Annotated in this window: 25 protein-coding genes, 1 tRNA gene and 2 pseudogenes; 11 read left to right on the top strand and 17 right to left on the bottom strand. The window is 61.0% G+C overall.

Annotated features, from left to right (window positions below; genetic code table 11):
• On the top strand, window positions 1-849 hold an 849-nt coding region (locus tag NKI38_RS19425; protein WP_352659802.1), incomplete at its 5' end, for an IS1380 family transposase.
• A gap of 573 nt (window positions 850-1422) precedes the next feature.
• Here NKI38_RS19425 and NKI38_RS19420 read toward each other — a convergent pair.
• The 3 genes from NKI38_RS19420 to NKI38_RS19410 form a co-directional block, all read right to left on the bottom strand.
• On the bottom strand, window positions 1423-1731 hold the full coding sequence (locus NKI38_RS19420) for a hypothetical protein (protein ID WP_352659801.1): 309 nt from the start codon (window positions 1729-1731) through the stop codon (window positions 1423-1425).
• Window positions 1732-1819: 88 nt separating this feature from the next.
• On the bottom strand, window positions 1820-2020 hold the full coding sequence (locus NKI38_RS19415) for a hypothetical protein (RefSeq protein ID WP_352659800.1): 201 nt from the start codon (window positions 2018-2020) through the stop codon (window positions 1820-1822).
• Window positions 2021-2293: 273 nt separating this feature from the next.
• Entirely contained in the window at window positions 2294-2839 is a 546-nt protein-coding gene (locus NKI38_RS19410; RefSeq protein WP_352659799.1) for an ATP-dependent DNA ligase, read from the bottom strand.
• A gap of 25 nt (window positions 2840-2864) precedes the next feature.
• Here NKI38_RS19410 and NKI38_RS19405 point away from each other — a divergent pair, with 25 nt between their 5' ends.
• Together NKI38_RS19405 and NKI38_RS19400 are read left to right on the top strand one after the other, a co-directional pair.
• Window positions 2865-3269 (top strand): hypothetical protein, encoded by a 405-nt coding sequence (locus NKI38_RS19405; protein ID WP_352659798.1) that lies wholly within the window; start codon window positions 2865-2867, stop codon window positions 3267-3269.
• Between the two features lie 54 nt (window positions 3270-3323).
• Window positions 3324-3512, top strand: coding sequence for a DUF3606 domain-containing protein (locus NKI38_RS19400; RefSeq protein WP_352659797.1), 189 nt, complete (start codon window positions 3324-3326; stop codon window positions 3510-3512).
• A gap of 175 nt (window positions 3513-3687) precedes the next feature.
• On the opposite strand, the gene NKI38_RS19395 is transcribed toward NKI38_RS19400, so the two are convergent.
• A complete protein-coding gene (locus NKI38_RS19395) occupies window positions 3688-4029 on the bottom strand; it encodes a KTSC domain-containing protein (protein ID WP_352659796.1) in 342 nt (113 codons plus the stop codon).
• Between the two features lie 149 nt (window positions 4030-4178).
• On the opposite strand from NKI38_RS19395, the gene NKI38_RS19390 reads away from it, so the two are divergent.
• The 4 genes from NKI38_RS19390 to NKI38_RS19375 all read left to right on the top strand — a co-directional run bounded on the left by NKI38_RS19390 (window position 4179) and on the right by NKI38_RS19375 (window position 5994).
• Window positions 4179-4643, top strand: coding sequence for a group III truncated hemoglobin (locus NKI38_RS19390; protein WP_352659795.1), 465 nt, complete (start codon window positions 4179-4181; stop codon window positions 4641-4643).
• A gap of 61 nt (window positions 4644-4704) precedes the next feature.
• The gene (locus tag NKI38_RS19385) at window positions 4705-5166 is read left to right on the top strand and encodes an RrF2 family transcriptional regulator (RefSeq protein WP_352659794.1); all 462 of its coding nucleotides are present in this window, start codon (window positions 4705-4707) and stop codon (window positions 5164-5166) included.
• A 173-nt stretch (window positions 5167-5339) separates the two neighbouring features.
• A complete protein-coding gene (locus tag NKI38_RS19380) occupies window positions 5340-5474 on the top strand; it encodes a hypothetical protein (RefSeq protein WP_352659793.1) in 135 nt (44 codons plus the stop codon).
• A 280-nt stretch (window positions 5475-5754) separates the two neighbouring features.
• Window positions 5755-5994 carry a TetR/AcrR family transcriptional regulator C-terminal domain-containing protein gene (locus NKI38_RS19375; RefSeq protein ID WP_352659792.1) on the top strand — a complete coding sequence of 80 codons (240 nt, stop codon included), beginning with the start codon at window positions 5755-5757 and terminating at the stop codon, window positions 5992-5994.
• A 562-nt stretch (window positions 5995-6556) separates the two neighbouring features.
• On the opposite strand, the gene NKI38_RS19370 is transcribed toward NKI38_RS19375, so the two are convergent.
• On the bottom strand, window positions 6557-6688 hold the full coding sequence (locus tag NKI38_RS19370) for a hypothetical protein (RefSeq protein ID WP_352659791.1): 132 nt from the start codon (window positions 6686-6688) through the stop codon (window positions 6557-6559).
• 491 nt (window positions 6689-7179) lie between these two features.
• Between NKI38_RS19370 and NKI38_RS19365 the strand changes: the two genes are divergently transcribed.
• The gene (locus NKI38_RS19365; protein WP_352659790.1) at window positions 7180-8043 is read left to right on the top strand and encodes an ATP-dependent DNA ligase; all 864 of its coding nucleotides are present in this window, start codon (window positions 7180-7182) and stop codon (window positions 8041-8043) included.
• Between the two features lie 77 nt (window positions 8044-8120).
• The gene (locus tag NKI38_RS19360; protein ID WP_352659789.1) at window positions 8121-8327 is read left to right on the top strand and encodes a hypothetical protein; all 207 of its coding nucleotides are present in this window, start codon (window positions 8121-8123) and stop codon (window positions 8325-8327) included.
• A gap of 820 nt (window positions 8328-9147) precedes the next feature.
• On the opposite strand, the gene NKI38_RS19355 is transcribed toward NKI38_RS19360, so the two are convergent.
• From NKI38_RS19355 to fdnG, 9 genes and pseudogenes are all read right to left on the bottom strand, one after another.
• Complete coding sequence (locus NKI38_RS19355) at window positions 9148-9603, bottom strand: hypothetical protein (RefSeq protein ID WP_352659788.1); 456 nt, start codon at window positions 9601-9603, stop codon at window positions 9148-9150.
• Window positions 9604-9618: 15 nt separating this feature from the next.
• Window positions 9619-9714, bottom strand: a tRNA-Sec gene (locus NKI38_RS19350).
• 123 nt (window positions 9715-9837) lie between these two features.
• A pseudogene (selB, locus tag NKI38_RS19345) lies at window positions 9838-11673 on the bottom strand (selenocysteine-specific translation elongation factor); the annotation flags it as partial.
• A complete protein-coding gene (locus NKI38_RS19340; RefSeq protein ID WP_352659787.1) occupies window positions 11670-12458 on the bottom strand; it encodes a tetratricopeptide repeat protein in 789 nt (262 codons plus the stop codon). The gene NKI38_RS19340 and the pseudogene selB, both read right to left, overlap by 4 nt.
• A complete protein-coding gene (selA, locus tag NKI38_RS19335) occupies window positions 12445-13866 on the bottom strand; it encodes an L-seryl-tRNA(Sec) selenium transferase (protein ID WP_352659786.1) in 1422 nt (473 codons plus the stop codon). The genes NKI38_RS19340 and selA overlap by 14 nt, the downstream gene beginning before the upstream one ends.
• Before the next feature lie 7 nt (window positions 13867-13873).
• Entirely contained in the window at window positions 13874-14794 is a 921-nt protein-coding gene (gene fdhE, locus NKI38_RS19330) for a formate dehydrogenase accessory protein FdhE (RefSeq protein WP_352659785.1), read from the bottom strand.
• 112 nt (window positions 14795-14906) lie between these two features.
• Window positions 14907-15605: a formate dehydrogenase subunit gamma gene (locus tag NKI38_RS19325; RefSeq protein WP_352659784.1), complete on the bottom strand. Its 699-nt coding sequence runs from the start codon at window positions 15603-15605 to the stop codon at window positions 14907-14909.
• On the bottom strand, window positions 15592-16542 hold the full coding sequence (gene fdxH / locus NKI38_RS19320) for a formate dehydrogenase subunit beta (protein ID WP_352659783.1): 951 nt from the start codon (window positions 16540-16542) through the stop codon (window positions 15592-15594). Before fdxH ends, NKI38_RS19325 begins: the two co-directional genes overlap by 14 nt.
• A gap of 12 nt (window positions 16543-16554) precedes the next feature.
• The gene (gene fdnG / locus NKI38_RS19315) at window positions 16555-19641 is read right to left on the bottom strand and encodes a formate dehydrogenase-N subunit alpha (protein WP_352659782.1); all 3087 of its coding nucleotides are present in this window, start codon (window positions 19639-19641) and stop codon (window positions 16555-16557) included.
• Window positions 19642-20119: 478 nt separating this feature from the next.
• Here fdnG and selD point away from each other — a divergent pair, with 478 nt between their 5' ends.
• Complete coding sequence (gene selD, locus NKI38_RS19310; protein WP_352659781.1) at window positions 20120-21196, top strand: selenide, water dikinase SelD; 1077 nt, start codon at window positions 20120-20122, stop codon at window positions 21194-21196.
• 584 nt (window positions 21197-21780) lie between these two features.
• On the opposite strand, the gene NKI38_RS19305 is transcribed toward selD, so the two are convergent.
• Window positions 21781-23013, bottom strand: a complete 1233-nt coding sequence (locus tag NKI38_RS19305; protein ID WP_352659780.1) for a serine hydrolase domain-containing protein — start codon at window positions 23011-23013, stop codon at window positions 21781-21783.
• 484 nt (window positions 23014-23497) lie between these two features.
• Between NKI38_RS19305 and NKI38_RS19300 the strand changes: the two are divergent.
• Window positions 23498-23731, top strand: a pseudogene (locus tag NKI38_RS19300) (ATP-binding cassette domain-containing protein); the annotation flags it as partial.
• Between the two features lie 27 nt (window positions 23732-23758).
• On the opposite strand, the gene lpxD reads toward NKI38_RS19300, so the two are convergent.
• Window positions 23759-24793: a UDP-3-O-(3-hydroxymyristoyl)glucosamine N-acyltransferase gene (lpxD, locus tag NKI38_RS19295; protein ID WP_352659806.1), complete on the bottom strand. Its 1035-nt coding sequence runs from the start codon at window positions 24791-24793 to the stop codon at window positions 23759-23761.
• A 474-nt stretch (window positions 24794-25267) separates the two neighbouring features.
• Window positions 25268-26137, bottom strand: a complete 870-nt coding sequence (locus NKI38_RS19290; protein WP_352659779.1) for a DUF3313 domain-containing protein — start codon at window positions 26135-26137, stop codon at window positions 25268-25270.
• Window positions 26138-26145: the final 8 nt, after the last annotated feature.

The raw sequence follows: 26145 nt of genomic DNA, 5'->3' as shown, positions 1-26145 counted from the left end.
CAGGAGGGGCGGTTCTTCCACGGCTACTACGGCAACTACTGCTACCTGCCGCTCTACATCTTCTGCGGCGATCACCTTTTGTGCGCCAAGCTGCGGCCCGCCAACATCGACGCGGCCGCCGGCGCGGTTCAGGAGATCGAGCGCATCGTGCGCCAGCTGCGTCAGCGCTGGCCCAAGGTCCGCATCGTGCTGCGCGCCGATTCCGGCTTCGCCCGTCAGGAGCTGATGGCCTGGTGCGAGGCCAACGCCGTCGACTACCTGTTCGGTCTGGCCCGCAATGTTCGGCTGGTCCGCCACATCGCGGCTGAACTGGAGGAGGCCAAGGCAGAAAGTGCCCTCACCAGCCGGCCCGCCCGCCGCTTCAAGGACTTCCTGTGGACCACGCGCAAGAGCTGGAGCTGCCGGCGCCGGGTCGTGGCCAAGGCCGAGTGGACGCAAGGCGAGGCCAATCCGCGCTTTGTCGTCACCTCGCTCGAGGCCGAGGCTTGGCCGGCGCAATGCCTCTACGAGGACCTCTACTGCGCCCGCGGCGAGATGGAGAACCGCATCAAGGAATGCCAGCTCGACCTGTTCGCCGACCGCACCTCGGCCGCCACCTTGCGCGCCAACCAGCTCAGGCTCTGGTTCGCCTCGATGGCCTATGTGCTGATTTGCGCGCTGCGCCGCATCGGCCTGGTGGATACACGGCTCGCCAGGGCAAGCTGCGCCACCATCCGTCTCAAGCTGTTCAAGATCGGCGCCCTGGTCAGCGTCTCGGTGCGTCGCATCAAGCTGGCCATGAACTCCGCCTGCCCCTTCCAGCGCGAATGGGCCCTGACCTATGCCCGGCTCTCGGCAGCCGCCGCCTGAACGGCCCGATCCACCCCTCCCGTCAACAGCAAGGAAACAGCGCCGAACCACACCAACCGCTCCAAGCGGCGGACATCCCTTGCCCGCAGCTCAAGCGCCGGCAAAATCGCTGCCGCCAGCCTCGCGCCGGAAGACTGTGTGAGATATCCGGGCTAACCCGATCATTCGAACTGGAATCGTACGCCCTAGCCTTCGCGGAAGGCCAGCGGATACGCCTGCATCTCGACAAGTTTGCCCGGTTGTAGGGCGCAACCGACCAGCGCATGACCGGCGAGTTCCGCAGACAGCTCGTCGGCTGGGCCCGGCGCCTTGTTGGCATCCCCTCTGTCAAAAGGGTGTCGGGCCGCATGGCCGGGCCGAGCGCTCTGCAGTTTGTCCCGGCAAATCTGAGACCAGTCGGATCGCGCTAAATTATCACTAGCTAAGTTGATCAGTTGAGATCATAGTGCCGGCGCTGATGATTTGGCAGGCTACCGTCCACCCCCCACCCACCCCGGCCTGCCACTTGCCGGCGACGCCTTCCCCGAGACGACGTTTGCCGGCTTTTCATTCCCCTATATATCGCGGCGGCCATCAGTCTGCCAAGCCGCCAGCGCGATGCTGCATGGCATCGAAAAAGGCCTCAAGCACGCTCCTGACTTCTTCGTTGATTTCAGCGGCGGGAATCCCTGCCTTGTCGGCTGTCCTCATCGCCTCGTCTGCAAGATCGCTGATGGCCACGGGATCGTCGGTCATGGCGTCGGGCAGATGATCTGACATCAATTGTCGAGAAAGTTGATGCCGACGCGCGCTCATCGAAATATGATTCACCAGCCGGCGAAGCTGCCAGTCGCGAGCAACAAGGCAGCGGCCAATATCAATACGCCCTTGCGGTCTTGGCATCAGTCGTTCGGGATTTCGTCCTGCGTCCATGGTGAACCAATTTGGCTGGCGATATTAAGTTCCGCTTCGTGCTGTTTGGCTGCTCCTGTCAGCGTAGACCCTGCATGATGAATTTGTATATCGTGCCGATTTCTTCATCGATCTCTTGCCCGGGAATGCCTTGGCTCTCCGCCGCCTGTTTCGCGTCCACGGCGATCTCGATCACCAGCAGCACTGGGTCGATGATCGGATCGTCCGATAAATGATCCGATATCCAATGGTAAAGAAAATCATTGCCGCGCTTGCTCATTGTTCCCGGAAGTCCTGCAACGAGGCATGCCGCAGGTCTTCCTCGCCGCGCGAGTGCTTCACGCGCCCGATCAGCCCCGGCTTGACCCACTGCGTCGCCGGGCCGCTTCATCCCCTTGGGTGCCGTCCCTGGGTGCTCCTGGACGAGCTTCGAGAGCCGTTCGCGCATTTCCCGGTTCAAGGTGACGAAAGCGCTGCCCACGTAGCGCCCGGTGCCGCGCTCAGAGCGAACGCCGGTTTGCCCGCCTCCAGCTCGACCCCGAGCAGTTCGTATTCATCGATCGAATAGCACTTGGCCTTTGAGCCAGTTGGTCGACGGCCCGCTCCGGTATTTGCTGTCGCGCCGCTTCGACACCATGCCTTCAAGGCCGGCTTGGTCAAGCGGATGATAGATGGCCTCGGCTTCGCCCGGCAGCGGTTCGCTGAATTGGATGCGTCCGCCCGGCTCAATCATGCTGGCCAGTATCTCTCTCCGCTCCTCCAGCGCCATGTCACGTAGATCGTGGCCGGTGAGGTGGAGCAGATCGAACCAACGAAATAGAGGCCGTGCTGTCGTCGGGTGATTGCCTCGCGCAGTTCGCCGAAGTCCGACAGTCCCGCCTCCTTCAACACGATGATTTCGCCATCCACGATCGCGCTTTGGGCGCCAAGGCTCTTGGCCTCTTTCACGAGGTCGCGGTATTGGCAGTCCAGTCGTGGCGTTGCGCGTGTAGATCCTGGTCCCATCTTCATCGATGATGAGCTGCGAACGGTAGCCGTCGAACTTCACCTCGTGAATCCAGACTTCGCCCTCGGGAGGCTTCTCCACTAGGGTCGGCATCAAAGGCGCGACAAACCTTAAAGGCATGCACAAGACTCACAAAGCCGCGACTCAAGCCGCGAGCCTGCAATCGGTTCCGGAACATTTTAGCCAAGTTGCATGTTTCAATCACTACCGCGATCAAACGAGCGATAAAATGGCCCGAGTTCCGAGAGTTGGCGACGCGATTACGCTAGAGGCCACCATCCTGAAAGTGATGGATGACGGCGTGTCGAGCGTTAGCATTCCCTCGTATAATTTCCCGCTTGCCATTGACACGCCGAAGAGGGCCAATGCGGGCCAGAAGGTTGAAATCAGCGGATTTGCTACGCATGTCGATGAAGAGGATGGAAAAGTCACCGTTCGTATCGATGGTGGTGGCCTTGTCACTGTAGATTTCGATGCCATCACTGACATCTCAGCCACATCGCGGGTGAAAGTTCGAGAATAGCTTGCGGAACCTCGGCGCCCTTCTTCTATCGTGTGAAAACAGGAGGTATAGGCCATGGGAGACGACAAGAGCAAAAGTGATTTCCGCGACCGCGACCGGGTGTCTGGCGACCAGGAATATGAAGTCGGCTACTTCGCTAGCAAATTTGGCCTTACGATTCCCGAGGTTAGGGAACTCATCAAAAATCACGGCAACGACCGAGAGACGCTGGAGCGCGAAGCAAAAGCACTGGGCAACCGGTGACAAGACTTTCGGATTTAGGGCCGCCGATCGCCGGTCGCCGGCATGACGGCAAGCAAGTACCTGCGCAGGAGCACTTTTACGCCTGTCCGATTTGCGGCCAGTCAGTCGATAAACGCGATCTGCGGCAGGTCATCTGGCACGAACAGCCCGGCCATGATGCATTGGAGCTCGATTCCTAGTCCTTCAAACTCGCAGGTTCGACCAGGCGGTATCGGAAGTGATTGCGGATGTGCTCGTTAAAATAACGGCCTTTGGCGAAGGCAGATTTGAACGCGGTAAAGTTCTCAGGCGGTACGTCCGAGAACTCGTAATGCTTCCCGCTGGCGACAAACCAAACCGAGAGCACCCTGTTGTTAGGGTCATAGTCGAACTTGCGTATCGAGGTCGACGGCATCGAACGGCCAAAGGGAGAACTCTCACACAGCACCAAAGTCAACGAGCGGCCGGAGGGGTTGGTTGCACCCGTGAAGTCAATCCGAGAGATAACCGGAGGTTCGCCACCAGCGGATTGAGCCATCCAGATCCGTTTCAGCTTCGGATTCCCACTTCATGTGTGCTTCGTCGCGCCATAACATAGATTGACAATATATCTTTTATGTCGCATCCATCGAGGAGCGAACCCAAGGCTTGAGCCCACTCGCATGGGGAAAAAACAGGAGCGTCCAGATGAGTGAGAAAGGTCGGACTAGGAGAACTATCATCATCGACGGCGTCCTGTTGCCGGATGTGCTCGATGAGACAATGATCCGCGGCGTGGTCCACGGTTTTTATGACGAAATTCGTCGTGATGACATTCTTGGCCCCATCTTCCATGACCGGATTGAGCCCGACAAGTGGCCGCAGCATCTGGCAAAGATGTGCGACTTCTGGTCTGCGACGCTACTTCGGACTTCGCGATATGAAGGCCGGCCTCTACCGCCACACCTGGCCATAGCCGATCTCGGCGAGGCGCATTTCCGTCGCTGGTTAAAGTTATTTCGCGCAACGGTACGTCGCATTTGCCCGCCCGAGGTGGCAGCGCTCTTTATGGAGCGCGCGTTGCGCATCGCTCACAGTTTCCGTCTCGCGGTCGCCTTCAGCCGTGGCGAGACTACGATTGGCATCGAACCTATTGTCGAGAAAGACCTGTGATGCCGAATTGGTTTGTTAGTGGTTCCCATAACAGCACGCCAACCCAAGAGAGGAACCGCCGGTGAGGCTGACCAACTTCTCGGACTATGCTTTGAGGATGCTGATGTACGCCGCATCCGCCGGCGATCGCCTGATCACGATCGAGGAGACTGCTCGCACCTTCAAGGTGTCGAAGACACACCTCAACAAAGTCGCCAATACCCTGACACGCGGACGTTACCTGAAGGCGGTCCGCGGCCGTTCCGGGGGTCTTGTTCTAGGGCGCCGGCCCGAGATGATCCGAATCGGCGATGTGATACGGCTGACCGAGCCGGATTTCGCGGTTGTGGAGTGCTACGCCACGGGAAACCAATGTGTGCTCACCGGCTCCTGCAAGCTTTCAAGCATGTTTGGCGAAGCGATCGCCTCCTTCCAGAGCACCCTTGACCGCTACACGCTGGCCGACATCACGCTGATGCCTCAAGATTTCCTCGGCAAGCCGTCACCACTCCAAGTTTCCGGCGTGGCGCAAAGCGTCGGGTAAGGTCGACATCTCTTTACGATCGGAGACAAAATGTTGCGGCGCTAGCGATCAAGAGCCGCACCACCTTGTCGCCGGATCGATTTGAGAACGGAGCAGACAGTCGTGACAGTCACCTACGCAGGCGTCGTCCCTTTTGCCAGACGCACCCGATTTTTCTCGCACGGAGACGAGCCATGGTTGAACCAAAGAAGAACGATAAGCCGATGCCGATAACAAGGCAGTTTGAGTCTGGTATCGAGCCGGACAACAGTCTGTTGCCGATGCTGATCGGCGGCCTTGTGCTGATCGTCATCATGATGTTCGTCTAGTTTCCGAATGACTTAGGCGCCCGCGGGTGCAACGATAGCGTGCCGGCCGCAGCGCCATGGCGTGCTCCTTGCTGTGATGGCTCACGCTCTCAGAACGCCGTGGCCGCCGCGCGGTTCCTCAAGCCGCCGACGCCGAGGTCTACGGATTTGACGTTAGGCCGGGGCCGACCGCGTCCACATGAGGCCGACATTCGAAGTGCTGCTCGCGAACGGGATGAAACTCCCGCCCCTCACTCCCACTCGGACGCGACCCGACTTCTTGGGCCACGGTGCGCACCAATTGCTCGATCGTTCCCTTGCTCGCCAGATAGAGCGCGTTGCCGGCGATCAGCATTTTGGTCCCGCCGGTCGACGTAACGATGATCCGGCCGCCGTCGCTTCCCAGTTCAATTGGTTGATTATGGGCGAGCCATTGAACAGCGCCATGCTGTTGGGTGACGAATCGATTCCGAATCCGGCGACGCTTCGGCGGCACGCCGCAGCCGGCGTGCGGGTGTTCCTTGCATCATACGGCAAGTGAGGCATGCCACGCCGGCGCGCGAATGCCGGGCGCTACCGTGCGCATGCAGCATCGCACTGGCGCTTGGCAGACTGATGGCCGCCCGCGGTATACGGGAATGAAAAGCCGGCGGACGTCGTCTTGGGGAAGGCGTCGCCGGCAAGTGGCAGGCAGCGGGCGGGGTGGACGGCAGCCTGCCAATTCATCAGCGCCGGCACTATGATCTCAACTGATCAACTTAACTAGTGGTAATTTAGCGCGATCCGATTGGGTTCAGATTTGCCGGGACAAACTGCAGAGCGTTCGCCAACGACATGCTCACAAACCCGGTCGAACACCTACGCACGCACACCGAGGACAAATATCGCCAGGAGCACGACAAAAAGCACGATGGCGATCACGACTCCCCACATCAGGACTCTTCGGGTGCCACGCCGTTCATCATCGCGAGATATATTCTCCGCCATTGCACGAACCCTATCGTGAAGTTCAATTAATAGCGAAACGTGGGATATCGAGGCCGGTTCCCACAAACATCAGGTAACCCTTCGGGAGAGCGGCACGAGCCTCAGCGGTTCGTCACTCATAGCGGGTTGATCGGCCCGACCAAGGCGGAGTGGTCGTTGGGCAGCTTGTTGACGACCGTCGCGTTGACCTCCCGGCCGACGCGATTGAACTGCAATTCGGCTGGATCCCTGATCATGGTTCCGTGCATTGGGATCTCGTCTGGCCCTTTAGTTGCGTGGATTGCAAGGTTGCCGCGACCGTCGGCCGGTTTTGTTCACATTCATTCCTGACTATGAGGGCCAGCAGCGGGAGCGCAACCGCGACTGGAAGCCGACTTTCGAGAAAAGCTAGGGCCGCCCCCGAAACGCGCGCTGGCGGGCTTCCCTGTGTCGGCCTACTATTTGACACTGGGGGAAGGCGGTTTCATCATTACGCGCAATTGCATCTGGTCGATAGTTGCGACGATGGCAGCCGCCAGCGTTTCCGCGAAGCAGTTCCGGACCATAGAGCCCATTCACCATGCCCTCGCTCGGAAACACGCCAGGCGGACAGTGCTCCTCAATCGTGCGCCGGATCAGCATCCGCTGCCGGGCATTCGTCGGCTTCGATCTTCATAACTCTTCGAACATGCAATTCGTCTAAAATGTTCCGGAACTATTTTAGCGCGCGCTAATTGAATCGCACTATGCGAGTCAGCGCATGCCTCTGAAGTTCATCAAGCCCATGGAGCCCGAGCTGGTCGACACGCCACCGCAGGGCGACGAATGGGCCCATGAGATCAAATTCGACGGGTATCGCACGCAGATTATCAAGGATGAAGACGGGATCCGGCTGATCACCAAGAACGGTTACGACTGGACTGGCCGCTATATTGAACTTGCCGGAGAGGCAGAAGCGATAGAAGCGGAAAGTTTCATCATCGATGGCGAGACGATCATGGTCGATGAGGCCGGCCTGTCCGACTTCCACGCCCTGCAATCAGCCGTCACCCGCCGTGAGCCGTCGCGCGACCTGTATTTGGTGGCGTTCGATCTCCTGCACCTGAACGGGCATGATTTATGCAACATGCCGGTGGAAGACCGCCGCGAGATCCTGCAGGACCTAATACCAGCCGTCGGCCGCATTCAGTTCAGCAAAGCCATGCCCGGCGCCGGCGCCGCGGTTTATCACCTGGTCGACAGGGCTGGGCTGGAGGGCATGGTCTCGAAGCGCAAGGACAGCGTCTACCGCAGCGGGCCGACGATGAACTGGCGCAAGATCAAGTGCTATGCCGAAAAGGAAATGGACATCATTGGCGTGCAGCGCGAGGTCGGAAAGCCCGCAATGGTGCTCATGGCCGACAAGGGCCAATATGCCGGCGGGGCTTTCGTTGCCTTTAAACCCGACAAGCGTCAACGACTATGGGATCGCGTGCAAGGGAAGGTCGGGGGACCAGTGCCAATCGGCCTCAAAAAGGAAAAGGCCGAATGGCTGAAGCCTGGTCTCGTCGGTCGCGTCCGGTTCCTGAAGGGCGAGGAAAAGCTCCGCCATGCCAAGCTGCTCGATTTCCGGGATAAGCAATAGCCAGCGCTTGCCAGCCCAATACGGATGAGGAAACAATCCTCCTGTTGCGGCGATCCCCTCAAACGGAGTTCGCACAAATGGCAAGATCGAAACCTTCCAAGCAGCTTTCACAGGTTGAAATCGAGCGCTTTCTGGTGGCAGCGGAAGCGCTGCACCTGAGCATCGTCAAACCGCTTCTATCGCCTATGAGCGAGCATTATCGAGCGCTGCAGAACACTCATGAGGGCGCTATTGAAGTCGATCCGAGAGATAACCGGCAAGGATGCGCCTTTCATTCGGTCTAACCTCACAGGGCCGACGCCTGCCAAAGCGAGACCGGAACATTAAGACCTCCTTGGTAGTCGCTGGTGGCAAGGATTCCAATGCCTCAGCTAGTTCCGCCATCCCCAGAGGGGCGCCCGCCGCTGCGGGGTATTCTACCCGAGGCTGAAGCTCCAGCACTTTCGAGCCGACCAAACTGGCTGGAGGGAACATTAGCCGTCTCTAACAGTTGATTGTTGCGGTAGGTGGTGCCCTCCATCGCCTGCCGAGGATCGGGCTCCCGATCGGCCCGCGCCCTCCCACAGAGGCGCGGGCTTCTTAAGGGCACCAGGAGAGAGATCATGAACAATATCATTTGGATCGTTGGAGCAGTGGTCATCGCTTTAGCGATACTGAGCTTCTTCGGGCTCCGATAGAGGTGGCGGTCAAGCCGCCGGCCAGCAGCCACGTCAAGCTGCAGGTCGAGGAGATCACGCCGAAGCCGCAGAAGCGCTAAAATTGTACGGAAATAACCAAGCCGGAGGCCGGCGGAACAATCGCTTGCAGCCAACGTTTATTGCGCTGGCCGGATGCCCGGTACACCCCCGATCCCACCGGCCGTGTTCTGTGTCAAAGGTCCGCTGCTCTCCCCCCGAGGCAGCGGGCTTTTCTTTTTCGGCCAGGCGCGCCGCTATGGTCTCGCCGGCAGCACCAGCAGCACAACCGCGAAAGCTGCCATCAGGAGGCAGGCGCACATGCCGGCGATGTCGCGCTGTCTGTAGCGCAAACCGGCGCCTCGGTCACAACTTATGTCGTCGAGGTTCACACGACGGGCTACCTGTGGAGCCGACAAGTCCGGCGCGGTCAAAAATCGACCAGCGGCGTGTCCACGATCTGGTGCTCGAACAGCAGCCAGAACGGCGATCCCCGGGATTCGGAGTACCAATGCTCAAAAATCGCAAGGGCCTCGCCGATATCGGTGGCGGTTTCGTCCTCGGGTGGCTTCGCGGCCTGGAACAACGCAAGCGCAACGGGGCCAAAATGCGTGATCGCTTCCGTGCGCGCCTCGCTGTCCGCACTCCAGCCGAGCCGCAAGCGCAGGACGGCCAAAGCGCTGGCCACGGCGATCTCCTCACTTTCGGCCGAGGCCACGGCGTCCGAGATCGCCTGCATGAGGTTGAGCCGCCTGAAGGCGAAGGCGCGCTCCTGTTCCAGAACCGCGATCTGATTGGCCGCTTGTTGCCTGAAGCTTGCCTCGGTTGTCCTGGCGGTCTCAGCCGTCGTTTTCAGGTCATTCAGATAGGAAGCCGTCGGGTTCATCTTGGCTCACCAGGATGGCGGAAGAGAGTGGGAGTCGAACCCACCAGAGACCGACTCGCGGCCCCTCCCGGATTTGAAGTCCGGACGCCCCACCGGGGGCGATGCTCCTCCAGAAATTTGCGCCGTCGGCGGCTCACCCTCGCCTGTCAGGCGGAACAGGTCCAGCTTGCGCCCGTTCAGGCGGCGCAAGTCTCCCCGCCGCAGCGTCACGCCGTGCCGATCGAGAAATTCGAGGATATGGATGGCGATCTTGCGTCCGCTGCCCACGCGATCACGAAATTGAGCAGCGGTGAACTCGTCTGTGGGCATCGACGCAGCGAGGTCGCGGGCGATCTCCACGATCTGCGCCAACGCCTCGCGCTGGAAGAAGTGGTCATGAGCGACCTCATGGACCTTCCCCATGCGGCCGGCAAGCTTCAGAAGCCGCCGGATTTCCGTCTCCGGCGCGGCCAGCACCTCGGCAATATCCCACACTCTCGGCGGATGGAACCGTTCGGGTCCGCCGATGAGAGGCTGGATTTGCAGCCAGAAAGTTTCATCCTTTGCCGTCAGATGCGCCTCATGACCGGGCAGCCGCACCCAGGCGCCGTCCAAGCCAACCTCTCCAGCGTGCGAAAGGCTCCGCAGAACTGCCGTGAAAGCGGGCGCCGGCAGACGTGGATCAAGCCCAATACGCAGTCTCTCCATTCCTACGCCCGGCAAATCCGGATTGTCGGCATGGAAGGCCACCAGGGTCGCGGCCAAGTCGCGCTTGAATCGCAACCAGCGCTCCGGCGACAGCACGAGAAGCATTTCTCCGACAGCAAAACGGACAAGCCCGAGTTGATCGATCAGGCCTTCCGTCTCGCAGTCACTAAGCGCCCTGTCGCGCGCGAAAGCCTTCAGGTCGAAATAGTGGGGCGGCGCATCAAGGAGTGCGGCAGCGGCCAGTTCGGGCGCCAATAGCGCATGGGCATCGAGTTGGATCAGACGTTCCGGCGCGCGGCGTTTGCGGCTCGGCGCCCGCAGATCGAGAAAATGTCCGCCGCCGATGGTTCGCTGCGCGGTGGTGTCGCGCACCACGTAAACGTCGCCGGCAGCGGCCGCGATCGGACTGTCCAGCACCAATTGAACATTGGCCGTGCCGCCAGGCCCGATCGGTTCGTCTGCGAGGAGTACGATGCGTGCCCCGACGTCCGTCGCGGCATGGTGGAGCCGCACCGGAAACCATTGGCCGATCGGCTTGCGTTCATCCGGCAGAACGCGAAGGCTTGCATCAATCCGGTCCGTCGGCGCGTGAAGCTTCGGATCGACAATCACGTCGCCGCGCCGGATCGCCTCTTTGCAAACCCTTTCGCCGGTCAGATTGAGCGCGCAGCGGTCTCCCGCCCGACCACGTTCAGCCGGCCGGTTCTGGGCGTGGATCGACCGAACGCGCGCAAGCAATCCCGACGGACTTACGACCACATTGTCTCCAATACCGAGAGAACCCGAAAGCACGGTGCCCGTCACGACGGTGCCCACGCCGCGCAGCGTGAACGAGCGGTCCACCGCTAATCGAAAACGGCCCGAAGCTGCACGCCGGGCAAGATGCGACGCCTCCTCGAACAAGAGATGCCTCAGTTCATCGATACCTTCGCCTGTAATGATCGAGACGGGAATCAGGTGGGCCTCGGCAAGCATCGTCCCGGCAAGCACCGAGCGGATATCACTCGCCACCGCATTGCGATGCTGGGGACCGGCCAGATCGCATTTCGTAAGCAGGACGGCGCCGCGCTTGACACCGAGCAGATCGACGATGGCGAGATGCTCCCGGGTTTGCGGCATGATGCCGTCATCGGCAGCCACCACGAGCAACACGAAGTCGATGCCGCTGGCGCCGGCGAGCATCGTGTGTACGAAACGCTCGTGCCCGGGAACATCGACGAAACCGATGCTATCCCCACCCGGTACCGGCAAATAGGCGAAGCCGAGATCGATGGTCATGCCGCGTGTCTTTTCGTCCTGCAAACGATCGGTGTTTATACCGGTCAGCGCATGCACCAGCGCAGTTTTGCCATGATCGACATGTCCCGCCGTGCCGACGATCATGATGCGGGCTCCGGCAACGGCTCGGTGGCGCGACGCTCGGCCTCGGCGGCATCGCCCGCGCTCAATTCGGCCCGCACCGCAGCCAGATAGCGGCGGGCAAGGGCGCTGCCGCCTGCCTCGGCACGCAGGAGCCAGGCCAGCGCCTCGACCGCGTCAGCCGGCACGCCCGTGCCAAGATGGCAGGCGGCGCCGAGCATTGCCTGCCCTTCGGCGTCTCCTCGCATGGCAGCACGGCGCCACCAGCGGACAGCCTCGTGCGGATCGCGCGGCACGCCGAGCGCATTGTGATAAAGCATGCCAATCCGGGTCATCGCGGATGCGATGCCCCGATCGGCCGCGGCAAGCGCCCAGCGTCGCGCCTCGCCGGCATCGGAAGCCATCACTTCGCCCTCCAGCAGCATCCAGCTCAGCATATCCTGCGCCGGTCCGTCGCCAGTTTCCGCTGCGGCCCGATAGAGTTCGGCCGCCCGGCGAAAGTCCTGCTGAACGCCTTCGCCGCGGAAATAGAGCGACGCCAGGTTCCTTTGCCCGACAGGATCTCCTGCCTCGGCGGCGAGCGCCAGCCAGCGAAAGGCCATATCCGCGTCACGCTCGACGCCGAGCCCTTCGGCGAAGCAGGCGCCGATATTGTTCTGAGCGCGGGCAACGCCCTGGTGAGCCAGCGGCTCCCATATGGAGAGAGCCACGGCATGATCGCCTCGCCGAGCCGCTCCGAGGGCCTCGGTCATGCGTGCGGCCATAGGCGTCTCGGCTGGGCGGCGCGCAAGGCGGTCAAGCCAGCGCATCGGTTCCTCCCAGATTTAAGCCGGCTAGATTGGCGATGAAGTTCGCCTCGTCTTCCAGGCAGCGCAAATCGAGCACGAGCGCCTGGCTTTCGATGCGCCCGATGACGGGGACGCCCAGCCCGCGCAGCGCAGCCGCAAGCGCTTCGAGCGCCCGGCTGCTCCCTGAGCGCGGCTTGAGAGCAAGCCCGGCGCTTGGCACAGTTTCGAGCGGCAGCGCGCCGGATCCGACTTGGCTCCGGCACTCCACCTTGTCGACCGCAAAGGCTTCGCCCATGGCGTCAGCAACCAGGGGAGCAAGGCGCTTTGCCTGCGCTGCAATCTCCCTCACCGGGCGCGCCAGCAGCCTTAGCGTCGGCAGGCGCTCGGCCAGGCGGTCGGGGTCGCGGTAGAGCTTCAACGTCGCCTCGAGCGCGGCCAAACGAAGCTTGTCGACCCTGAGCGCCCGCTTCATCGGGTTGCGGCTGATCGCTGCGAGCAGGTCCCTGCTGCCGACGATGAAACCCGCCTGCGGACCGCCAAGCAGCTTGTCGCCGGAGAATGTGACGAGATCGGCGCCGTCGGCGACCGCCTCGCGCACGGTCGTCTCGCGCCCAAGGCCGTAGCGGGCTAGATCGACCAGGGTGCCCGAACCGAGATCATGGACCAGCGGTATCCCATGCTCCTTGGCGATTTTAGCGAGCTCGGGTGCCCGGATCTCGGCGGTGAACCCTTCGACCCGATAGTTCGATGTGTGCACCTTGAGGATGAGCCCGGTCTCCGGGCCGATCGCCGCGACATAGTCTTTGCGATGCGTGCGATTGGTGGTGCCGACCTCGACAAGCCTGGCGCCGGCGCGCGTCATGATCTCGGGCATCCGGAAAGAGCCGCCGATCTCGATCAACTCGCCTCGCGAAACGATCGCTTCGCGACCGAGCGCCAGCGTGTTGAGGACGAGAAGGACGGCAGCCGCATTGTTGTTGACGACGGTTGCATCCTCGGCTCCCGTCAGCTCGCAAACGAGCGATCGAAGATGATCGTCCCGTTCGCCGCGCTCGCCTTTCTCGACATCGAATTCGAGAGCCACCGCTTCGCGCATCGCCAGCCGAACAGCCTCGACCGCCTCTTTCGCGAGGAGAGCTCGTCCGAGATTGGTATGCAGCACCGTTCCGGTCAGGTTGAAAACGGGACGCAGGGAAGAGCGTTCGCCGTCCCTGAGCTGCACGAGCGCATCGCCGGCAACATCGTTCGCCTCCGGCACGACGGCTCCGGCATTGCGGGAGGCCATTCGTGCGTCGGCGAGGGCTCGGCGAATGGCCTCCGTCGCGGCCTGCCGCCCGAAGCGCTCGATTGCGGCCGCCGCCAGCGGGGTCCTCAGCACGTGGTCGACCGACGGAAGGTTGCGCAAAGGGTTTGCGGATGAAGTGGTCATCGCATCCTCAATAGCCAACAAGGAACGGATTGAACGATCCGTGGCGATGGCCGCCCTCGCGGACGAGCAGGTCGAGGCCCAGCGTCGCCACGTCGTCGGCGACCGGATCGAGAGCCGGATCCTTGTATTGGTACAGGATCTTTACATAGCAGCCGCATGCATCGCAGGTCTCGGCCTTGACCGTGCCAGGACCTCCCTCGATTTCCTGATAGCCTATCCCCTTGGTCGAGCCGCACAGCGTACATTTGATGCGGACGTGGTTCCACAATGTTCCACACAGCGCGCAGGCGCAGAACCGCGCCCCGTGTGCGCCGTGCCAACCGACGATGATCGAGGATACGGGCGGCCCGCCGCAGGCCGGACAGGCGCCGTCGGCAACCGCAACGAGCTTCGAGCTGTCGAGACATGCCGCGAGGCGGGCGAAGTGAACCTGCAGCGCTGCCGCAACATAGACATGCTCGGCAAGCGCTTTGATTGGGATCGCATCGGTGAGCACATTGCGCACCATGGAATCGACCCCGGACGCATCGGTGGTCGCCAGCCTGCCCAAGGCGGCTGCGGCCGCCTTGGGTTTTTCGATCGTGGCTGCCACTTCGAACAGGCGGCCGAGTGTCATTCCAACGGCGGCATCCGAAGTGAATTGGTTGCGATCGAGCGGCGGCATACCGAACATTCGTGCGCGCTCGCGCGCCTCCGCGGTCGGCAATTCGATCTCCGGCAAGCCGTCCTGGATGCGGTGCTGCGCATCCGTCAGTGCAGCGAGGAAGCGGAGATAGGGGCCGAGCTGGTGGTCATCCGCCAACACAATCAATCGCTCGGAGCGGCGAATGAACAAGGTCCGCGGATCAGGCACGCGCGCAAAGGGTGAGGCCGAGACTTCGCCGATTACAGTCGGGTCAGGGCGTGACGGATCTTGTTGCCTTGGCATTTCAACCTCACGAACCTCACGGGCTACGTGGTCGGCTTGACACTGCTCCAGAGCAATTCCACGAAAAGTATATAACGGTTTTCCGTCCGGAATTGCCTAAACAAATACCCGCTCATTCGGCGGGATTCGATCCCGAACGTCCGTCCGGCTTGCCTGCGATCAGTTCCCGCAGCCATTTGCGATGATGCCGCCACGCCCAGCCGCCGGTCACCCGTCCGCGCGTCATGGCGGGAATGGTGCCGCGTACCCAGATGGCCGAGTAGAAATGAATAATCCAGACGCCGATGATCGCCACGGCAGCGATCGAATGAACAAGCAGCGCTAACCGCTGCTGGCCGATCGTGGTGTAAGCGGCGAAATATTGTTGCCAGATGACGACGCCGCTCGAAATCAGGATGACGATAAGGATCGACATTGACCAGAAGACGAGCTTCTGGCCGGCGTTGTACTTGCCGACTTCGGGGACGTTGTCCTCGTGATTGGACAATACGTCACGGAAACGGGCGAGCCACGTTCCGTCCTCGGGCCTCCACAAATTGGCCCTCCAGAACCGAAAGAAAAGCCCCAGGAAGCTAAAGAAGAGCAAGACGCCGATCCATGGGTGAATGAAGCGCATGAACTGGCCGCCGCCAAACAGCCCCGACAGGAAGAACAGGCTCGGGTGAAACATGGCAAGGCCGGACAAGGCGAGCAGGATCAGGCTCGCCGCCGTGATCCAATGGTTGATCCGCGCGCCCACCGTGTAGCGGTCCACGATGACTGGCTTGCCGGGATGTACCTGCTCGTTTGACTTCACGTCATGCACGGCCATCGTTGTTGCCCTCCGTCAGCTGTTCGGCATGCTCCTCATCCGTCTCGGAGACCCGGTTCGGTCCCATGACCAGATGGTGAAGCAGGCCGACGCCGGCCGCCACGCCGAGAATGGTGAGGCCGGCATATTTGGTCACGCCCTTCCACGCCTCCACCAGCGGACTGATCTTCGGCTCCTTCGGCAGACCCGAATAGAGCTCCGGCTGGTCGGCGTGGTGCAGCACATACATCACATGCGTCCCTCCGACGCCGGGCGGATCGTAGAGGCCGGCATTCGAATAGCCGCGCGATTTCAGGTCCTTGATGCGGCCGTCGGCGTGCTGTTTCATCTCGTCTTTCGTGCCGAACACGATCGCCTGGGTCGGACAGGCCTTGGCGCAGGCCGGTCCCTGGCCGACAGCCACGCGGTCGGAGCAGAGCGTGCATTTGTAGGCCGTGTGATCGACTTTGGAGATGCGCGGAATGTTGAACGGGCAACCCTTGATGCAATAGCCGCAGCCGATGCAGTTCTCATGGACGAAATCGACGATGCCGTTCGAATACTGCACTATGGCGCCCGGCGCCGGACAAGCCTTGAGGCAGCCCGGATCAGCGCAATGCATACAGCCATCCTTGCGGATCAGCCATTCGAGTTCTTTCGTCTCGGGATTGTCCCATTCGCTGTAGCGCATCAGCGTGAACATGTCCGGGGTGAGATCGGCAGGGTTCTCATAGACGCCGGCATTGAGGCCGATCTCCGGATGCGTGTCGTTCCATTCGATGCAGGCCGTCTGGCATGCCTTGCAGCCGATGCATTTTGAAACATCGATGAGCTTGGCGACTTCCGTCAATTGCTGCTCAGGCGCGGGAACCGTCGAGGCAGAGCGGCGGATGAGGTCCTTGTCGGAAAAACGCGGTGCGGTATCCGTCGTCGAAGGATTTGGAAGTGGAGGAAACATCGCTTACTCCTCCTACGCTACCGGCCCGGCGATGGGCTCGATGTTGACAAGGAACGCCTTATATTCCGGCGTCTCGATGTTGGCGTCGCCGACAAAGGGGGTGAGCATGTTGGGGCCAAAGCCTTTCTTCGCCGCTCCCGTGAAGCCCCAATGCAGCGGTATTCCGACGATGTGGACGGTCTTGCCATCGCAGGTGAGCGGCCTGATCCGTTTGGTCACCATGGCCTTCGCCACAACCGAACCACGCTTCGACCAGACGCGCATCCAGCCGCCTTTGGTGATGCCTTTCTCGGCCGCAAGCTGTTCCGAAATTTCCACGAAAAACTCCGGCTGCATCACCGCATTGGTGATGACGTGCTTAGTCCAAAAGTGGAAATGCTCGGTCAGTCGGTAGGAGGTCGCCGCGTAGGGAAACTCCTGCGAAGCCGATTCGGCGAACTGGGCCATGTCGCCTTCGAACACCCGCGCTGCGGGGTTGCCGCGGACTTTGGGAGCTATCGGGTTCGCGATGGGCGACTCGAATGGCTCGTAGTGCGCCGGGAATGGTCCGTCGCGCATCATGCCTCGGGTAAAGAGGCGCGAGACGCCTTCCGGATTCATGATGAAGGGGCCGACTTGATCGGGCTTTGCCGTTGGCAAGATGTCGGGGACATCGTAGCCCGACCATTTCGTGCCGTCCCATTCAATCACCTTGCGGCTTGGATCCCAAGCCTTTCCGGTGAGGTCAGCCGACGCCCTGTTGTAGAGAATGCGACGGTTGGCAGGCCATGAGAACGCCCATTTGGAATAGGCGCCGGTTTCGTCAGGATCGGTGGTGTCCCGCCTGGCCATGTTGTTGCCGTTTTCGTTGAAGCAGCCGGAATAGATCCAGCAGCCGCAGGAGGTGGAGCCGTCGTCGCGCAGCGCGGCGAAGCCCGGCAAGAGCTTTCCGGCCTCGGCCAGCACCTTTGTCGGGTCGGCCGTGTCGGTTACCCTGGCGAGCGCCCTGCCATTGATCTCCTGGGCAAGCTCCTCGGCCTTCGGATCGCCGGGATCGACATAAGGCCAGTTGAGCTTAACGATCGGATCCGCGAAGGCGCCACCTTCCTTGGTGTAGAGCTCCTTCAGGCGCAAATAGAGCTGCGCCATAATCCAGGTATCGCGTTTGGCCTCGCCGGGCGGCGTGCCGCCGGCCCAATGCCACTGCAGCCAGCGCCCGGAATTGACCAGCGAGCCGTCGTCCTCGGCGAAGCAGGTGGAGGGAAGCTGGTAGACTTCCGTCTGAATCTGCGACGGATCGACATCGTTGTACGGCCCGTGGTTCTCCCAGAACCGGCCCGTCTCGGTGTCCAACGGATCCATGATGACGAGGTATTTGAGCTTCGAGAGGGACTCGATCACCTTCTTCTTGTTCGGAGCTGCCTGTAGCGGGTTGAAGCCCTGGCAGAAATAGCCGTTCATCTTGCCCTGGTGCATCAGCTCGAAAGCCCGCAGCAGATCGTAGCCCGGCAGGTCGAGCTTCGGCAGGTAGTCATAGGCGAAGCCGTTCTCCGGCGTTGCCGCGTTGCCCCACATTGACTTTTGGAAGCTTACGAAGAACTTCCTGTAGTTCTGCCAGTAGCTCATCTGGTTCGGCCGGAGCGGCTTAAAGCCTCGGGTCGACATGTAGGCTGCCAGATCGACCTCCTTCTCAGTCGGCAGCGTCAGATAACCGGGCAGCAGGTTCGACATCAGCCCGAGGTCGGTCAGCCCCTGGATGTTGGAGTGACCGCGAAGCGCGTTCATGCCGCCGCCGCGTATACCAATGTTGCCGAGAACAAGCTGCAGCATCGCCATGGCGCGGATGTTCTGCGAGCCCTTCGAGTGCTGGGTCCAGCCGAGCGCGTACATCGAGGTCATCGCCTTGGTCGGAGACGACGTCTCGGCGACCATCGCGGCCACCTTCAGGAAGCGGTCCTTCGGTGTGCCGCAGATGCGCTCGACCATCTCCGGCGTGTAGACCGCGACATGCTTCTTGAGCAGATTCCAGACGCAGCGGGGATTGGCCAATGTCGCGTCGACAACGGCAAAGCCGTCCGGGCCTATGTCATAGTCCCAACTGGACTTGTCATAGTCTCGCTTCGCCTCGTTATAGCCGGAGAAGAGGCCGTCCTGATAGGTGAAGCCCTCCTTGACGACATATGTCGCGTTGGTGAAGGCCTTCAAATAGTCCCATTGCACCTTATCGTTCTGGATGCAGTAGTTGATCAGCCCGAGCAGGAAGGCGATGTCGGTTCCCTGGCGGATCGGCGCGTAAAGATCCGACACCGAAGCCGAGCGCGTAAAGCGCGGGTCGACGACGATCAGCTTGGCGCCGCGGTTGGCCTTCGCCTCTGTGACCCATTTGAAGCCGCAAGGATGCGCTTCCGCGGCATTGCCGCCCATGATGACGACGAGATCCGTGTTCTTGATGTCGGTCCAGGAATTGGTCATTGCGCCGCGGCCGAATGTTGGGGCGAGACTCGCCACCGTCGGGCCGTGTCAGACACGTGCCTGGTTGTCGAACACCAGCATGCCCGCGCTGCGGACCACCTTGTAGGTCGCGAACGCGGTTTCATTGGTCGAAGCCGAGGCGGCGAGGAAGCCGGTGGTGATCCACCGGTTGACCGTCACGCCGTCATTGTTCGTCGCAACGAAGTTCTTGTCGCGATCGTCCTTCATCAGGCGGGCGATGCGGCCGAGCGCGTCTTCCCAGCTTATCGGTTCGAACTTGTCCGAGCCCGGTCTGCGGATCATCGGATGTTGCAGACGGGTCGGCGACTTGACAAATCCGAGCAGGGCCGACCCTTTGGGACACAAGGTGCCGCGATTGGTCGGATGATCAGTGTCCCCCTCGATATGGGTGATCTCGGCCGGCTCGCCCTTTCTGAGATCGCCCTTCGAATACAAGATTATGCCGCAAGCCACCGAGCAGTATGGACAGGTGTTGCGTGTTTCGGTGGTGTTCGCGAGCTTGAACGGCCGTATAGCCACCGCGTGTGCGGCCTCGCTGTCGCCGAAGCCGAGGGCTCCAAGCGAAGTACCGGCGAGACCCGCGCCTGCTGTTTGCAGGAACGCGCGTCGAGAAAGATTGATGTTCATGGGTTCCTCCCGAAGCCGATGCCCCACCAGGCAACTCGAACCAACGGTCAATCCGACTAACTAGTGTCGGACCAAATAAAATCAATGCCAAAGAACGGGGCGCGTACGGTGCAGCAAAAGTGCCCCTCCGAACCGCCTTCCTGCAACAGGTTTGTGCCCGCAAATCGGCATTGGGTATTATTGTTGAATATTACGGTCATCTTTTCGTGACCGCGATTGCGATTGACGAAAATGAACGCATTGCCATACAGTAAGGCGTGGCGATGAAACAGCTCCCGCGGGTCGGGGCGCCTTTCGATCGATTCCCAATGACGGCGATGCCTCGCACGCCGGATGCGGCCCTTGCCTTTCCTAACTCACGAAATCCGCTCAGAGCAAGCGTGCTCCAAACGTGCCGTGCGTTGAGCGATCGTATTTTCCATTCCGGTTGACTTTGATTCCGTACTTAAAGCGTGCCAGCAGAGGAGGCTCGACGACCATGGCAATCGCCCTCTCGCCTGAAATCACCAAAGCGCCCGTTGTGCGCCTGACCAGCCTCGCCCATGGCGGCGGTTGCGGCTGCAAGCTGGCGCCGTCAGTGCTGCAGCAGCTTCTCGCCGATCCGGCGGCTGCCAGTCCCTATCCTCAACTTCTCGTCGGCACGGAGACCGGCGACGATGCGGCAGTTTGGCAACTCGAAAGCGCGACTTGCGTCATTGCGACCACCGACTTCTTCATGCCTATGGTAGATGACCCCTACGATTTCGGCCGGATTGCCGCAACCAACGCCCTGTCCGATATCTATGCGATGGGTGGCCGGCCGATCATGGCGTTGGCTATTCTCGGCATGCCTCTCGACAAGATCCCGACGCTCATGGTCCGCGAAATCCTGAAAGGTGGCGAAGCTGTCTGCGCCGTCGCCGGAATCCCGGTTGCCGGCGGCCACTCAATCGACTCGCCGGAGCCGATCTACGGCCTCGCAGTCATCGGCACATGCCGACCCGAGGACATCCGACGCAATTCTGACACCAGACCGGATGACGCCTTGATCCTGACGAAAGGGCTCGGCGTCGGCATCTATTCCGCCGCCATCAAGAAGCAGGCGCTTTCCGAGAGCGGCTATCGCGAAATGATCGCCTCCACCACCCTTCTCAACCGGATCGGATCGGAGCTGGCGCAGGACGCGAGCGTCCACGCCGTCACCGACGTGACCGGATTTGGATTGCTCGGACATGCCCTCGAGATGGCACGCGGTTCCGGGTGCACGCTGATAATTTGCAGCCACGACGTGCCGCTCTTTTCCGAAGCTGCCTCGCTCGCGGTCGACGGCCATGTTACCGGCGCATCGCGGCGCAACTGGGCGAGTTATGGCGACGCGATAAGCTTACCTCCCGGCATGCCCGAGTGGCGACGCCATCTTCTCACGGATCCACAGACTTCGGGCGGGTTGCTGGTTGCTTGCGAGGCCGACCGCGCAGCGGCGCTCGTTGAGAGGATCGTCGCGGACGGCTATCCTTCGGCTCGCATCATCGGCCATGCCAGGCCCGGCGCGCCGACAATAGTAGTAGAGGCCTGAACGGCCGCTCCGCTTCTCGCCAGATGACGGGGCGCGCCCTCCAGTTCGCGGCACTCTACCTCCTGCCACCACCTGGATCGGCAGGCAAAGACGCCGCCTGCCCTGTCCACGCTGGATTGGCGGCGAACGCTGCGGACTATTTTGGTGACCGGATGTTCCGAGCGAGCCTGAGTTCGCCAAATCATGACTGGGCGCCAAGCACGAGCTTGAAACATCAGCTCCTCTATCCGGAGAATCGTTCCACTTGGCCATGCGTTCGGAACGCGTGCACCGCAGATATGGCCTCGCGCCGCGCGGCCGGCGTCTCGGAACATTAGATGCGCGTCACCCCGATCCGGGCTTTGTGATTTTGCGACTGAACGGCAGCAACGAGGGTCATGTACGCGCTCGCCAAGCGGAAGAACGTGCCAGAAGCGGGCGCTCTGCATCCCGAAACTAACGTCTCAGCAAGGGCCGCAAGGAGACAGGCGGCTTAGTGCCTGCGGTTCCTCAAGAGCGGACTTCACGTTGCGCGGGCATCGTCTCGATCACGGCCCAAGCCTGCCAAGCGCGAAGTTGCACCGCGCAGTTTCTGTTGACGTGTCTCAGGCTCCTGTCAACGCACTGTGGACGAGTGCGCGCAGCTCTTTGCGTACCGGAATGGCGCTTGACGGCAGCAGTTGCGTGAAGAGAATGACAACCATGTCGTCGACCGGGCTTATCCAGAAAAAGGTGCCTGCCGCCCCGCCCCAGCCATAGTCGCCGACTTGCGCCGAAATTTGTGCCTTAGCCGGATCGAGGACGACGGAGCCCAACAGACCGAACCCGACGCCGTCAAACTGGGTTTCGGCCCAAACTTCGGCTGCCATCGAGGCAAGATCTCCCGGTAGGTGATTGCACGCTGCCAATCTCAAAGTGCGTGGACTGAGGATGCGTTCGCCGTTGATTTCACCTCCAGCCCGCAGCATTTCGGTGAACCGCCAATAGTCGTCGATGGTTCCGACGAGCCCGCCTCCGCCGCAGAACGTATCAACCTTGCCTTCCCGCCATTCCGAAACCTCCGGCGCTTCGTGCACTGCCATCCCGCCGGCCATAGCCTCATAGAGCGGGGGAAAACGGCTGATCTCAGACCCCCGCACAGAGAAGCCGGTGTCGCTCATGCCGAGGGGCTCGAGGATGCGGGTCGCGAAGTACTTGTCGAGCGTCATTCCGGAAACGACTTCCACGATTCGACCGATAACATCAGACCCGGTGCTGTATTGCCATTTCGTGCCCGGCTCCCATTCCAATGGCAGCTCGGCGATCCTGCGCACCATCTTGTCGAGCCCACCGTAAGCAAGGGCGAGGCCGAGTTTTTCCTTGGCATAAGCTTCACCGAGCAGTCGGGGGTTCGTAAAAAGGCTTAGGCCAGATGTGTGGGTCAGCAGATGGTGGATCGTCATCTTCGTTTTGATGGGCACTGTTTGGTCCAGCGACGTTGCGCCCGGTATCAGAAGTTGCCCGTTTTTGAATTCCGGCAGGTAAGCTTCGACCGGATCGTCGAGATGCAGGCGCGCCTCCTCGTACAGCATCATCAGCGCGACGGCGGTGACAGGCTTGGTCATCGAGTAGATGCGGGCGATGAGGTCACGCTGCCAAGGCCGCTTGGCTTCGACGTCGGCGTAACCGACGCAATCGAAAAAGGCGAGTTCTCCATGGCGCGCGACGAGCACCGCACCACCCGGCCAGCGCCCTGTGTCGACATAGCGCTGCATCCACTCCTTCAGTCGCGCCAGCCGCGCCTTGTCGAAGCCGAGGTCCGCAGGATCACGAACTGGTTCGCTACCAAACTGCCTCATCGCGCAGATCTCCTGTCGCAGGCGAAGGCCCTTTGGATAATCCTGCGCTCTCCCCGCATTATTGCCAATAGTTGGCTGCTTGACCTCCAGTGAAGCTGCAGAGACGTCTGCTCTCAGGAAGCCCCAATGCGGTCCCCTACGGCAAACTTGGGGCGCAAAGCCGCCGGCCTCTTGCGGCCGGTGCAGGTCAACCACGGGGCAAGTTGGGCATAGCACGTCCAGTCCAGTGATCCGGAACGACTCAAAGATCAACTTCGTGGCAGGCCTCGAAACCGTACTCGAACACAATCCAAATGATTTTTATGAGATGGTTCGAATCCACGGCGTGGGCAAAGAATAATAAATCAATAAAATCAGCAACTTACATTGGCGTTTTGGTGAGAGCGTTTTGGTGAGAGGACGTATTAGAACGTTGATTTTATTGAGTTTTTCGTGGGCCAAAATCAGAAATCTTCCCGTACTGTTTCCCTAGGGTTCCACGGCCATCTCCGGCTTCCAGGACCCGAGCTCCGGCGACGTGCACCTGTAAGGCAAGTCGTTGCTCGCAGTGCCGTCTCACAGGCGCAACATCGGCATGGTGTTCCAGCGCTACACGCTGTTTCCGCATCTGACGGTGGCCGAAAACGTCGCCTTCCCGCTCCGGGTGCGCCGCCGGCCGGACGCCGAGGTGAAGAAGAAGGTCGCCGACATGCTGGCGCGGGAGGTTAGCTTTGACGGTCAGGCCGAGAATGGGATGGCTACAGAGTCAAGCTCCAGTGCGATACTTCGCAAGCTTCTTAAGGGTCGTCTGCTCGCGGAACCATTCTCGCAAAGGTTTAGCCGGCATTCCGCCCCAGCGTTCCCCTGCCGGAACGTCTCTCATGAGCCGGGATGCTGCGGCAAGTTGAGCGCCCCGTCCGATGCGCAGATGGCCAGCGATGGCGCTATGGCCTCCCACCGCTACGTAGTCCTCCAGCACCGTCGAGCCCGCGATCCCGACTTGGGCAGTGATCACGCAATGACGCCCGATCCGCACGTTGTGCGCAACCTGAACGAGATTATCGATCTTCGTCCCGTCTCCAATGACAGTGTCGCCCACGCTGCCGCGATCGACCGTGCTGTTGGCCCCAATCTCCACGTCGTTCCCAATCGTGACTCGGCCGAGCTGCGGCACCTTCAGGTGTCCTGACGCGTTCATCGCGAAGCCGAAACCGTCCTGGCCGATGCGACCCCCTGCATGAACGATCGACCGATCGCCCATGTTACAATGGGTGATGGTGACGCTGGGGCCGATGGAGCAATCCCAGCCGATCACAACGTCCGGCCCCAGCACCACATGGGCGCCTATCGTGGTGCCGGCGCCGATGAACACCCGCTCTCCGATGACGACGCCGGGATCGAGCACGACACCGGTTCCAATCTGCGCCGATGGATGCACAAAACATCCCTCGGTGGCATTGGCGCGGCAAAAAAGGGGTGCGACCCGCAGCGCCTCGGGATGCAGCCGCGCAAGGACTCTGGCGTAAACTAGGCGAGGATCTCGGACGATGATTGGAATGGTGTCGGGCGGCACGAGATGGGCAAAGCGCTCCGAGACAAAGCAAGCACCGGCCTTGGTGGCGCGCAAAGCGTTCGCGTAGCGGGCATGATCGATGTAGGCGATGTGCCATGACTGGGCCGTTTCCAGGCTCGCCCCACTCTGCAGACGCGTGGTTGGATCGGCAGACGTCGGAAGCGAAACTCCCGCTTCTTCCGCGAGTTCGGCTAATGTTAATCCACTCGGCGGTGGAATCAGCGACACGCTCGGGCTCGTTTCATGGCAGGATTGGCTTGGTTGAGTGTTTCGTTCATCGATGTCGGTCGGCCTGTCGGGGGGGTGGGGAGTGCAGGCCGACCGACTCACCGCGGCTCCGCATGCGGACGACGCAGTTCCGAAAGCCGGATCCCAGCTGGATTGCGAGGATTTAGGATCGCCCCTCATCATCGCATCAATGGCAAGAAGAATAGCACGGCGACGCCGCTCCACGCCGTGAACGACCGCCAATCCATTCTGGTATATATGCCTCATTGCCAGCGCGATCATGATCATCGTGACCGTCGCGCTAAGTGTTGCATCGATGAAGTGATCGAAGACAAAATACCAGAAAGTGACCAGTTTCGCGACGAGGGTCCGCTTGCGAGCTGGCTTCGCCACCTCGGGTATCTTGCCATCGGATATTGGCATAGCGACCCTTCTGGTCGATCCTTGACCGATCTTTGCCGCAAATTTGCCGCCCTATTGTCGAGCTGGCTTGTCCGTCCAGGACGGCGGCAAACCGAGTTGCCCGCCTGCGAAATCCTTCAGACCTGGCGAGCGACCGAACCTTTCGCAAGCCTGATATTTGGGTTTGCCACCGAGCCCGGATTTCAGCTTCTGATAAGATGGAAGCTTTGGGAGGCCAAACTTGAACGGCGTTTTGCCCGTGACAAGCATCTTGGAGAAGTCACTTCCGAAACTCTCCGCCAGAGAGTAGGCGTCGCCAATCTGTGACATCCGCGCGCCTGTGGTCACGAAATTCGCGCCCTTCGACCACACCATCGCAGCAGCCTGTTTTCCCTCCTTCGTGGTCGCCTCGGCCTCGACGGCAAGTCCACCCAGTCCAAGTGGAATCCTCGGAACGGGAACGGAGGAGGACGCGAACGAAGCCCCGATGGACGCCACGGTCGACAGGCCGGCGACTGTAGCGTTGGTGGGCACAATGCGGGTGACCGTCGCGTGAACGATCAGATCGGCGTTTTCTCTGTCGTCCGTGACCGTGAACCGATCGCTGACGCCTATGCAAAGCGCGCGGCTGACCACGGTTGCCACCAGGGCCTGATCAGTGACCCTGATCGAGGATTGCGCAGCGGTTGGCGAAACCAGCGTCGGTTCAATGTACACTATCTTGCTTGCGGTGAGATCGGCGGGGACAGCCTTGTATTCTACCTTCCTGATCCGCCCATCGACTTTGGTGAGACCGTCATAGGAGGATAACGAGTTGTCCGGCTGGAGCGGCACCGACGTGCAACCGGCAACCGCCGAAACAAGCAGCGACGGCAGAAGCGCGAAACCGATCGATCGATGCTGCGGTCGACCGTCTGGCTGATTTATACGGGGATTTGGCACTTCGTTCT

The sequence above is a fragment of the Mesorhizobium sp. M0621 genome (genome assembly GCF_040320745.1).
Taxonomy (GTDB): Bacteria; Pseudomonadota; Alphaproteobacteria; order Rhizobiales; family Rhizobiaceae; genus Mesorhizobium.
This window is presented reverse-complemented; position numbering and strand designations above follow the sequence as displayed.

Coding starts and splice junctions, on each gene's coding strand:
- NKI38_RS19340 (WP_352659787.1), bottom strand. CDS start 12,458: ATGCGCTGGCTTGACCGCCTTGCGCGCCGCCCAGCCGAGACGCCTATG.
- fdxH (WP_352659783.1), bottom strand. CDS start 16,542: ATGTTTCCTCCACTTCCAAATCCTTCGACGACGGATACCGCACCGCGT.
- NKI38_RS19395 (WP_352659796.1), bottom strand. CDS start 4,029: ATGGCTCAATCCGCTGGTGGCGAACCTCCGGTTATCTCTCGGATTGAC.
- NKI38_RS19420 (WP_352659801.1), bottom strand. CDS start 1,731: ATGCCAAGACCGCAAGGGCGTATTGATATTGGCCGCTGCCTTGTTGCT.
- NKI38_RS19365 (WP_352659790.1), top strand. CDS start 7,180: ATGCCTCTGAAGTTCATCAAGCCCATGGAGCCCGAGCTGGTCGACACG.
- NKI38_RS19415 (WP_352659800.1), bottom strand. CDS start 2,020: ATGAGCAAGCGCGGCAATGATTTTCTTTACCATTGGATATCGGATCAT.
- NKI38_RS19360 (WP_352659789.1), top strand. CDS start 8,121: ATGGCAAGATCGAAACCTTCCAAGCAGCTTTCACAGGTTGAAATCGAG.
- selA (WP_352659786.1), bottom strand. CDS start 13,866: ATGACCACTTCATCCGCAAACCCTTTGCGCAACCTTCCGTCGGTCGAC.
- selD (WP_352659781.1), top strand. CDS start 20,120: ATGGCAATCGCCCTCTCGCCTGAAATCACCAAAGCGCCCGTTGTGCGC.
- fdhE (WP_352659785.1), bottom strand. CDS start 14,794: ATGCCAAGGCAACAAGATCCGTCACGCCCTGACCCGACTGTAATCGGC.
- NKI38_RS19400 (WP_352659797.1), top strand. CDS start 3,324: ATGGGAGACGACAAGAGCAAAAGTGATTTCCGCGACCGCGACCGGGTG.
- NKI38_RS19370 (WP_352659791.1), bottom strand. CDS start 6,688: ATGCACGGAACCATGATCAGGGATCCAGCCGAATTGCAGTTCAATCGC.
- NKI38_RS19405 (WP_352659798.1), top strand. CDS start 2,865: ATGCACAAGACTCACAAAGCCGCGACTCAAGCCGCGAGCCTGCAATCG.
- NKI38_RS19355 (WP_352659788.1), bottom strand. CDS start 9,603: ATGAACCCGACGGCTTCCTATCTGAATGACCTGAAAACGACGGCTGAG.
- NKI38_RS19380 (WP_352659793.1), top strand. CDS start 5,340: ATGGTTGAACCAAAGAAGAACGATAAGCCGATGCCGATAACAAGGCAG.
- NKI38_RS19325 (WP_352659784.1), bottom strand. CDS start 15,605: ATGGCCGTGCATGACGTGAAGTCAAACGAGCAGGTACATCCCGGCAAG.
- NKI38_RS19305 (WP_352659780.1), bottom strand. CDS start 23,013: ATGAGGCAGTTTGGTAGCGAACCAGTTCGTGATCCTGCGGACCTCGGC.
- NKI38_RS19390 (WP_352659795.1), top strand. CDS start 4,179: ATGAGTGAGAAAGGTCGGACTAGGAGAACTATCATCATCGACGGCGTC.
- NKI38_RS19410 (WP_352659799.1), bottom strand. CDS start 2,839: ATGCCGACCCTAGTGGAGAAGCCTCCCGAGGGCGAAGTCTGGATTCAC.